2 protein-coding genes and 1 pseudogene are annotated in these 8,940 nt (G+C 67.2%); all 3 read left to right on the forward strand.

The features are described from left to right. On the forward strand, window positions 1–568 hold a 568-nt coding region (locus NP534_RS23655), incomplete at its 5' end, for a phosphopantetheine-binding protein (protein WP_274100301.1). A 359-nt stretch (window positions 569–927) separates the two neighbouring features. Continuing rightward, a pseudogene (locus tag NP534_RS23660) lies at window positions 928–8,364 on the forward strand (amino acid adenylation domain-containing protein); the annotation flags it as partial. A 159-nt stretch (window positions 8,365–8,523) separates the two neighbouring features. Next, window positions 8,524–8,940: AMP-binding protein (locus tag NP534_RS26920; RefSeq protein ID WP_443201096.1), on the forward strand; the 417-nt coding region annotated here is incomplete at its 3' end.

Consider the following 8,940-nt stretch of genomic DNA (forward strand, 5'->3'; position numbering starts at 1 on the left):
CAACATCGAGTACCTGGGCCGCAACGACGACCAGGTGAAGATCCATGGCCTGCGCATCGAGCTGGGTGAAATCCAGGCCGGCCTGACCGCCATCGACGGCGTCAAGGAAGCGGTCGTTATCGCCCGCGACCAGCGTCTGGTGGCGTACTACACCGGCGAGCAACAGGCCGTGGAAGCCCTGCGCAGCGCACTGCTGGCCCACTTGCCGGCGTTCATGGTGCCCGCGCTGTTCATGCACCTGCCGGCGCTACCGCTAAGCCCCAACGGCAAGCTCGACCGCAAGGCCTTGCCGCTGCCAGACGCCGAAGCCCTGCAAAATCGCGAATACCAAGCCCCCGAAGGCGAAACCGAAACGCTGCTGGCCGCGATCTGGGCCGAACTGCTGGGCGTGGAGCGGGTAGGGCGCCACGACAACTTCTTCGAACTGGGCGGCCACTCACTGCTGGCAGTGACCCTGACCTCCCGCCTGCGCGACCAAGGCCTGGAAGCCGATGTGCGCGCCCTGTTCGACCAACCGACATTGGCAGGCTACGCAGCCATCACAGACAGAATGGAGATCGTCCTGTGAGCATCAACCAACTACTGGCAACACTGACGGCCAAAAACGTGCAGCTGGCGCTGAAGGACGGCCAGCTGGCCGTCCAGGGCAACCGCCAGGCCTTGACCGACGCCGCGCTGGTGGCGCAACTGCGCGAGCACAAGCCGGCGCTGGTGGCGATGATCGAGCGCGGCGAGTACGTGGCCGTGAGACAGGGCGCGGTGCAGGTGCCGGCAAACCTGATAGCGCCTGGCTGCACACGCATCACCCCGCAAATGCTCAACCTGATCGACCTCGACCAGGACACCCTCGATGGCATCGTTGCCTGCATCCCCGGCGGCGCGGCCAATGTGCAGGACATCTACCCGCTGGCACCCTTGCAGCAGGGCATGTTGTTCCACCATGCCAGCGCCACCGACAGCGACCCTTACGTGATGCAGGCGCGTTTCGTGTTCGCCAGCGAAGCACGCCTGCAGGCGTTCGCCGAGGCTCTGCGTGGGGTGATCGCCCGCCACGATATCCTGCGCACTTCGGTGCACTGGGAAGGGCTGGAAACACCGGTACAGGTAGTGTGGCGCCGTGCCGACCTGCAAGTGGCGACACTGCCCGCCAGCGACCCCCGACGCGGCATGCTCGACTTGACCCAGGCGCCGCTGATCCGCCTGCTGCGTGAGGCCCCAGAGGCCGATGGCGCATTGAGTGCCACCCTGCAGTTTCATCACATCGCCATGGACCACAGTGCCCTGGAGGTGGTGCGCCACGAGCTGATCGCGTTTCTGGCGGGCGAGGGCGAGCGCCTGGGCACGCCGGTGCCGTTTCGCAACTACGTGGCGCAGGCCGTGCTGGGGATCAGCGAGGCCGAGCACGAGGCGTTCTTCCGCGACATGCTGGGGGGCATCGATGAATCGACCCTGGCGTATGGCATCCAGGATGTGCAGGGCGTTGGCGAGGTGCACAACGAGCACTCGCTCGACCTGCCGCTCGCCCTGTGCCTGCAACTGCGCACCCTGGCGCGCAGCCTGGGGGTGAGCGTCGCCAGCGTGTTCCACCTGGCCTGGGGGCGTGTGCTGGGGGGGCTGACCGGCCGTGAGCAGGTGGTGTTCGGCACGGTACTGATGGGGCGCCTGCAAGGGGCCGAAGCCACTGACCGGGCGTTGGGGATTTTCATCAACACCCTGCCAGTACGTGTGGACCTGGGCAGCGAGGACCTGGCAACGGCCATTCGCGCCACCCATCAGCGGCTGAGTGCATTGATGCGCCACGAACACGCGCCCCTGGCGCTGGCCCAGCGTTGCAGCGGTGTGGCAGCGCCGGCGCCGCTGTTCAATGCCTTGCTCAACTACCGTCACAGCGCGGTGGACACTACCCAACCACGCCGTGCAGCCCTGGCGGGCATCGACATCGTCGAGTCCGCCGAGGCCACCAACTACCCGTTGACCCTGAGCGTCGATGACTTGGGTGAGGGCTTTCGCCTGACCTTGCTGGCCAGTGCCGAGGTCCCGGCGCAGCGCGTCTGCGGCTATTTGCAGCAGGTCCTTGAAGGCCTGTTGCAGGCCCCTCAGGCAGCGGTCACGGCGCTTGCCATGCTGCCTGACAGCGAGCGCCAGGAACTGCTGGAAACCTTCAACGATTACCCGGCCAGCTACGAACGGCAGTTGGCCCTGCACCAGCGCATCGCACAACTGGCCGAGCAGTACCCTGACCACATTGCCGCCACCTGCGCCGGCGCGTGCCTGACTTACGCCGCGCTCAACCGCCAGGCCAATGCGCTTGCGCAGCACCTGATCGGCCTGGGGGTGCGGCCCGATGACCGTGTCGCCGTGGTTGCCCGACGCAGCCTGGAGACGCTGGTTGGCCTGTTGGCTGTGCTCAAGGCAGGCGCGGGCTACGTGCCGGTAGACCCGGCCCATCCGGATGAGCGCGTGCACTACCTGCTCAGCGACAGCGGCCCGGTGGTGGTACTGACGCAACAGGCATTGCAGGCGCGCCTGGGGCCCGTCGAGGTGCCGGTGCTGCTGCTGGACCAGCCGGGCTGGCCCGCCTGCGACAGCAACCCCTTTGTGCCGGGCCTGGACGCGAGCAACCTGGCCTATGTGATCTACACCTCGGGTTCGACCGGCCAGCCCAAGGGGGTGATGGTCGAGCACCGCACAGTCAACAACCTGGTCGACTGGCATTGCCGCGCCTTCGACCTGTGCCCTGGTCGGCACACGTCTAGCCTGGCCGGCTTTGGTTTCGATGCCATGGCCTGGGAAGTCTGGCCGGCGTTGTGTGCCGGGGCCACGTTGCACCTGGCGCCAGCATCCCAGGGCAACGAAGACCTCGACGCCATGCTCGCCTGGTGGCAGGCACAACCGCTGGACGTCAGTTTCCTGCCCACGCCGGTGGCCGAATACGCCTTCAATCACCAGCTCGAACACCCGACTTTGCGCACTCTGTTGATCGGCGGCGACCGCCTGCGCCAGTTCAACCGCACCCAGCGCTTTGCCGTGGTCAACAACTACGGCCCCACTGAAACCACCGTGGTGGCCAGCTCTGGCGTGTTGGAGCCCGGCGCGGCGCTGCACATCGGCCGGCCGGTCGACAACGCGCGCCTGTATGTCCTCGACGCCCATCAGCAACCTGTCGCGCTGGGCGTGCCAGGGGAGCTGTACATTGGCGGTGCCGGGGTCGCCCGGGGCTACCTGAACCGCCCGGCATTGACCGCCGAGCGCTTCCTTGACGACCCCTTCGTCGCCACGGCCGGTGGGCGTATGTACAGCACGGGCGACCTGGTGCGCTGGTTGCCCGACGGCACCCTGGACTACCTGGGGCGCAACGACGACCAGGTCAAGATCCGCGGCGTACGCATCGAACTGGGCGAAATCGAAAGCCGCCTGAGCGCCTTGGCCGGCATCGACGAGGCGGTGGTGCTGGCCCGCGAGGACCAGCCCGGCCAGCCACGGCTGGTGGCTTACTTCACCACCCAGGCCGACGTCGAGCCGCTCACCCCCGAAGGCCTGCGTGCCCAGTTGCAGGCGCACTTGCCCGAATACATGGTGCCGGTGGCGTTTGTCGCGCTGCAGGCGTTGCCGCTGACCGCCAATGGCAAACTCGACCGCCGGGCATTGCCACAGCCTGACCGCTCGGCGTTGTTCGAACAGGGTTACGAGGCCCCCGAAGGCGAGCTGGAGCAGGCCCTGGCGCACGTGTGGGCCGAGCTGCTGCACGTCGAGCGGGTCGGCCGTCGCGACCATTTCTTCAGCCTTGGCGGCCATTCCTTGCTGGCCATGCGCATGGTCTCCCAAGTGCGCGTGCGCCTGGGCGTCGAGCTGAGCCTGAGTGAACTGTTCGCCAACCCGGAACTGGCCGCTGTCGCCGACGTGTTGGCCAAGGCCGTGCGCAGCGAGCTGCCGGCGATATGCCCGGTGCCGCGCGACGCGCCGCTGCCAATGTCGTTTGCCCAGCAGCGGTTGTGGTTTCTGGCGCAGATGGACGGCGGCAACCAGGCTTACAACGTGCCGCTGGCCCTGGGCCTGCGCGGGCCACTGGACGCCGATGCCCTCGAGACTGCATTGCTGCGGATCATCGAGCGCCACGAAACCTTGCGCAGCCGCTTCGTGCCGCGCGATGCCAGTGCCGAGGTGGTGTTTGCCGCCACAGCGGGTGGCGAGTGGTTCCAGCGCGAAGACATTGGCGCCGATGCCCTGCCAGCCCGCTTGCATGAAGCGGCCAGTGCGCCGTTCGACCTGGCCCACGGGCCGTTGCTGCGGGCGTGTCTGCTGCGCCTGGGCGCCGAGCATCATGTGTTGGCCTTGACCGTGCACCATATCGTCGCCGACGGCTGGTCGCTGGGTGTGCTCACGCACGAGTTGAGCGCGCTGTACACCGCCATCTGCCAGGGCCGGGATGAACCACTGCCGGCATTGGGCATTCAGTATGGCGATTACGCGGTGTGGCAGCGCCGCTGGCTGGCCGGCGCCCAGTTGCAGCGCCAGGCCGATTACTGGCGCCAGGCCCTGGACGGTGCGCCCAGCCTGCTCAAGCTACCTAGCGACCGCCCACGCCCCGAGCGCCAGGACTTTGCCGGGGCAAGCCTGCCGCTGCAGCTGGAGCCGCGCCTGGCGGCGGGCCTGCGCACCCTGGCCCAGCGTCATGGGGTGACGCTGTACATGGCCGTGCTCAGCGCCTGGGCTGGCGTGCTGTCGCGCTTGTCCGGCCAGGCTGAGGTGGTGATCGGTTGCCCTGTGGCGGGCCGCGGCCGTGCCGAGCTGGAGCCCTTGGTGGGTTTGTTCGTCAATACCCTGGCCCTGCGCATCGACACTGCAACGGCACCGACAGCGCACGCCCTGCTAGAGCAGGTGCGCGCGCGTGTACTGGACGCCCAGGCGCACCAGGACTTGCCGTTCGAACAGGTGGTGGAAATCGTCCACCCGCTGCGCAGCCTGGGCCATACGCCGTTGTTCCAGGCCACCCTGAACTGGCAGGCCACCGAGGGTGCCGCCTTGCAGTTGCCGGGCCTGCAACTGGAAGCCGTGGCCCAGGCTGGCCAGGTGGCCAAGTTCGACCTGACGCTGAACCTTGGCGAGCATGGCGACAACTTGCGTGGCAGCCTCGACTACGCCACTTCGCTGTTCGACGAAGCCACCGTGCGGCGCTATGTGGGCTACTTCGAAACGTTGATGTGGGCCATGATCGATAACGATCAACAGCCACTGTCGCAGGTGCAGCTGGTTGGCGACGCAGAACGCCAGGCCTTGCTGAATGGCTTCAATGCCACCCAGCGCGACTACCCTCGCGAATGTGCGGTGCAGCGCCTGTTCGAGCAGCGCGTGGCCCGCCACCCGCTGGCACTCGCGGCGGCGCATGGCGACCAGGCCGTGGACTACGCCACGCTCAACGAGCGCGCCAACCGCCTGGCGCATTACCTGATGGGCACCGGTGTGGCGCCGGGCGCCTGCGTTGCGGTGTTGTTGCCGCGCTCGTTGCAACTGCTGGTGGCGCAACTGGCAGTGCTCAAGTGTGGTGCGGTCTATGTACCGTTGGACATCCATGCCCCCGCCGATCGCCAGGCGTTCATGGTCGAGGACTGCCAGGCCGCCGCAGTGCTGACGCTTGCCGCTACGCCAGTCGATCTTGCGGTGCGGCGTGTGAACCTCGACCAACTGTCACTCGACGACCAGCCCGGCCACAACCCTGGGCTGGCCCAGGATGGCGGGAGCACGGCCTACGTGATGTACACCTCCGGTACCACCGGCACACCCAAGGGCGTTTGCGTCACGCACCGGGGCATCGCGCGGCTGGTGCTGAACGACAGCTTTGCCGAACTGACGGCGGGCGACCGTATCGCCTTCGCCTCCAACCCGGCGTTCGATGCCAGCACCCTGGAGGTCTGGGGCGCACTGCTCAACGGCGGGCAGGTGCGGGTGATCGATCACCACACGCTGGTCGACCCGCAGCGTTTCGCGGCGGCGCTGGTGGACCAAGGCATCACCGTACTGTTCCTGACCACGGCGCTGTTCAACCAGTACGTGCAACTGATCCCCGAGGCCTTGGCGCTGCTGCGCGTGTTGATCAGCGGCGGTGAGCGTGCAGAGCCCGCAGCCTTCCGTACGCTGCTGCAGAAGGCGCCTGGGTTGCGCCTGGTCAATGGCTACGGGCCGACCGAAACCACCACCTTCGCGGTCACTTTCGAAGTGCATGAACTGGCGCCGAACGCGCCTCAGGTGCCGATTGGCCGGCCTATCGGCAACACCCAGGTGTATGTGCTGGACGCCTGGCAGCAACCCGTGCCGCAGGGGGTGGTCGGTGAGCTGTACATCGGCGGTGACGGTGTGGCCCTGGGCTACCTGAATCGCCCGGAACTGACGGCGCAACGTTTCATCGATGACCCGTTCAGCCAGCAACCCGGTGCCAGGCTGTACCGCACCGGAGACCTGGTGCGCTGGCAGCCGGACGGCCAACTGGAGTGCCTGGGGCGCAATGACGACCAGGTCAAGATCCGCGGCTACCGGATCGAGCTGGGTGAAATCGAGCAGCAGTTGGCCTTGGCACCGGGGGTTGGCGAGGTGGTGGTGATGGCCGTGCCTGGCGAACAGGGGCCGCTGCGGCTGGTGGCCTGGTTCACCCGGATCGAGGCAGCGCTGCAGGCCACAGAGCTGCGCGCGTTCCTGCGTGGCCGCTTGCCGGAATACATGGTGCCGAGCGCCTTTGTCGCGCTGCCACGGATGCCGCTGAACAACAACGGCAAGGTCGATCGCCAGGCCTTGCCGGCGCCGGGGCCCCAGGACCTTGCGCTGACGGCTTACGAGGCGCCCGAAGGCGAGCGCGAGCAGGCGTTGGCCACGCTGTGGGGCGAACTGCTGCAACTGCAGAGCGTCGGGCGTCAGGACCGCTTCTTCGAATTGGGGGGCCATTCGTTGCTGGCGATGCGCATGGTGGCCCAGGTTCGCCAACGCCTGGGCCTTGAGCTGGCCCTGGGTGATCTGTTCGCCGATGACAGCCTGGCGGCGGTTGCGGCGCGCCTTGCCCATGACGGCAATGCGTTGCCGGCTATCCAGCCGGGCCCACGCCAGGGTGCCTTGCCGCTGTCGTTCGCCCAGCAGCGGCTGTGGTTTTTGGCGCAGATGGAGGAGGCCAGTGCGGCCTATCACATTCCGCTGGCCCTGCGCTTGCAGGGCCGCCTCGACTGCGCGGCGCTGGAGCGGGCCTTGCGGCGCCTGGTCGAGCGCCATGAGAGTTTGCGCAGCCATTTTGTGGAGCGGGACGGCGAGCCGCAGGTGGTATTGGCCAGCGGCAGCGATGGCTTCCAGCTTGGCTGGGAAATCTGCAATGGGCTGGATGAGCTAGCGCTGGCAGCGCTGATTCGCGAGGAGGCCGGCCGACCCTTCGCCCTGGCCAGGGACTTGCCGGTGCGGGCGCGCATGCTGCAGATCGCCCCGGACCACCATGTGCTGTTGCTGACCTTGCATCACCTGGTGGCCGATGGCTGGTCGCTGGCGGTGTTGGTACGCGAGCTTGGCGCGCTGTACCAAGCCTTCGGCAGCGGTGGCGACGACCCGTTGCCAGCCTTGCCTGTGCAGTACATCGACTATGCCCTGTGGCAGCGGCGCTGGCTGAGCGGCGATGCGCTGCGCCAGCAGGCCGATTACTGGGTCAGCCAGTTGGCCGGGGCACCGGCGCTGATCAGCCTGCCTTGGGACCACCCACGGCCCGAGCGCCAGCAATATGCCGGTGACAGCGTCGCGGTGTGCCTGGAGCCGCGCTTGAGCCGCGACCTGAAAGCGCTGTGCCGGCGTCATGGCGTGACGCCTTACATGCTGTTCATGGCGGCCTGGGCGGTGCTGTTGAGCCGGCTGGCTGGCCAGGACGAAGTGGTGATCGGCTCGCCCGTGGCCAACCGCAGGCAAGCGGAAGTGGATGGCCTGGTCGGCATGTTCGTGAACGCCATGGCGTTGCGCGTGCAGACTTCGGATGCACCGGATGTCGCCACGTTGCTGGCCAGGGTCAAGGCCGTGGTGCTGGCCGGGCAGGCGCACCAGGACCTGCCGTTCGAGCAGGTGGTCGAGCTGTTGCGCCCACGCCGCAGCCTGGCGCATACGCCGCTCTACCAGGCCACCCTGGACTGGGAGGCCAGCCCGGAGCGGCAGGCGCTGCAGTTGGCCGACCTGACGGTGAGCGCAGTGGGTGGGTCGGCATGCATTGCCAAGTTCGACCTGAGCCTGAGCCTGGGCGAGTCTGGTGATGGCTTTGCTGGCGGTATCGTCTACGCGACAGCCCTGTTCGAGCGGGCCACCATCGAGCGTTATGCGGGGTATCTCGAACAGTTACTGTGGACCTTCGCTGAAAGTGATCGGGCCATCCCGGCCCATACCGGGTTGCCCGATGCCGCTGAGCGCAAGCGGTTGCTGCAGGGCTTCAATGACACGGCGGTGGCTTACGAGCTTGAGCAGACCCTGCACGGGCTGATCGAGGCGCAGGTGGTGCGCACGCCAGATGCGGTTGCAGTGCGGGCCGAGGAAGGCTCGCTCAGCTACCGCGAGTTGAATGAACAGGCCAACCGCCTGGCGCATCACCTGATCGCGTTGGGCGTGAAGCCTGATGATCGGGTGGCGATCTGCGTCGAACGTGGTCTGTCGATGGTGGTCGGCCTGCTGGCCATCCTCAAGGCAGGCGGCGCTTATGTGCCTGTGGACCCGGATTACCCGACCGAACGCGTGCGCCACATGCTGAGCGACAGCGCGCCGGTGGCGGTGCTCGTGCATAGCGCTACGCGCCGCGTACCGGAGGCGGCCCAGCTTATTGATCTGGACCAGCCAACCTGGAATGCGCAGCCTTCCAGCAACCCCGTAGTTTCTGCGTTGACCCCGCGTCATCTGGCTTACGTGATCTACACCTCAGGCTCCACCGGCTTGCCGAAAGGC

The organism is Pseudomonas sp. 39004, assembly GCF_028682155.1.
GTDB lineage: Bacteria > Pseudomonadota > Gammaproteobacteria > Pseudomonadales > Pseudomonadaceae > Aquipseudomonas > Aquipseudomonas capeferrum.